Raw genomic sequence first — 1,683 nt, 5'->3', positions numbered from 1 at the left:
CCGGCACCGCCGGGCTCTACATCTCCATCCTTGCCATCCTCCACATCGGCGCCGCCTACGTGCCCGTGGATGCGGACGATCCCGAGGAACGTGCCCGGCTCGTTTTTGGCGAGGCCCGGGTGGCAGCCGTCCTGAGTGGTGCGGACACCGTCACGGTTGCCGGGCCCGCGCCCGGAAACGGAGATGGGCCCGGTCCCGGGCCCGGAAGCGAGCGCCGCGGCGCTGATAGTGATTCCGCCCAGCGTGCTGCCACCCAGCACCGTACTGCCGAGCGCCGCCCTCCCCTGCCGGATGATGACGCGTGGGTGATTTTTACCTCCGGATCCACCGGTACCCCGAAGGGCGTGGCCGTTCAGCACCGCTCCGCCGCGGCCTTCGTGGATGCCGAAGCCAGGATTTTCCTCGCGGATGAACCCCTCGGCCCGCAGGACCGGGTACTGGCCGGGCTTTCGGTCGCTTTTGATGCGTCCTGTGAGGAAATGTGGCTCGCATGGCGGCATGGAGCCTGCCTCGTGCCCGCACCGCGTGCGCTGGTCAGGACGGGCACGGACCTCGGCCCCTGGCTCATCAACCACGGCATCACTGCCGTGTCCACAGTCCCCACCCTCGCAGCCCTCTGGCCGGCAGAGTCCCTGGAGAGCGTCCGCCTGCTGATTTTCGGCGGTGAGGCGTGCCCGCCGGAACTCGCGGAACGGCTCGCCGTTCCCGGCCGCGAAGTCTGGAACACCTATGGGCCCACCGAGGCCACCGTGGTGGCCTGCGCCGCACCCCTGGGCGGCGCCGGTCCGGTCCGCATCGGCTTGCCGCTCGACGGGTGGGACCTGGCAGTGGTTGACGCTGAGGGGCTGCCCGTCGGAGAAGGCGGGATAGGCGAACTGATCATTGGCGGCGTCGGGCTGGCCCGTTACCTGGATGCTGACAAGGACCGCGAGAAGTACGCCCCGATGCCCGCTTTCGGCTGGGACCGCGCCTACCGTTCCGGCGACCTCGTCCGCTACGAGCCTGCGGGCCTGATTTTTATGGGCCGCGCCGACGAACAGGTCAAACTGGGCGGCCGCCGGATCGAACTGGGTGAAATCGACTCCGCCCTGCAGTCCCTGCCCCACGTCGCCGGCGCCGCCGCGGCGGTCCGGACAACCGCAGCGGGCAACCAGATCCTCGTCGGCTACCTCGCGGCAGCGGACGCGGACCTGGACCTTGTGGCCGCCCGCGGGCTCCTCACAGCCAGCCTGCCCGCCCCGCTCATTCCACTGCTGACCGTGGTCGAGTCGCTGCCCACCAAGACCAGCGGCAAGGTTGACCGCCACGCCCTCCCCTGGCCCCTGACCGGGACGGGCGCCGCCGAAGCTGACGCCGCACCCCTGAACCTCCCCGAGGACGCTGCCTGGGTGGCCGATCAATGGGCGGCCGTCCTGGGCAGTCAGGTGACCAGCCTCGACGCCGATTTCTTCGCTTACGGCGGCGGCTCGCTGTCTGCCGCACAACTCGTCTCCGCGCTCAGGGTGCGCTACCCCACCATCACAGTCGCCGATATCTACGCGACGCCCAGAATCGGGGCGCTGATTGACACGGCGCGCCTCTCCCTTCCGGAGGGACTGGCCCCGGGACCCGTCCCGGTCAGGACCGTCCGCCCCACCACGCTGAAGTCCCAGATCTTCCAGACCCTGATGGGCATTCCCCTTC

General features: G+C 69.9%; 1 protein-coding gene. It reads left to right on the top strand.

The window, feature by feature from the left end; all coding sequences use genetic code 11:
• A partial coding sequence (locus DBR22_RS07115) for a non-ribosomal peptide synthetase (protein ID WP_146187417.1) occupies positions 1–1,683 on the top strand: 1,683 nt, incomplete at both ends.

It is taken from the genome of Arthrobacter sp. HMWF013 (genome assembly GCF_003061105.1).
GTDB lineage: Bacteria > Actinomycetota > Actinomycetes > Actinomycetales > Micrococcaceae > Arthrobacter.
Note: the sequence above shows the minus strand (reverse complement) of the source record. Positions and strands in the feature narration are given on the sequence as shown.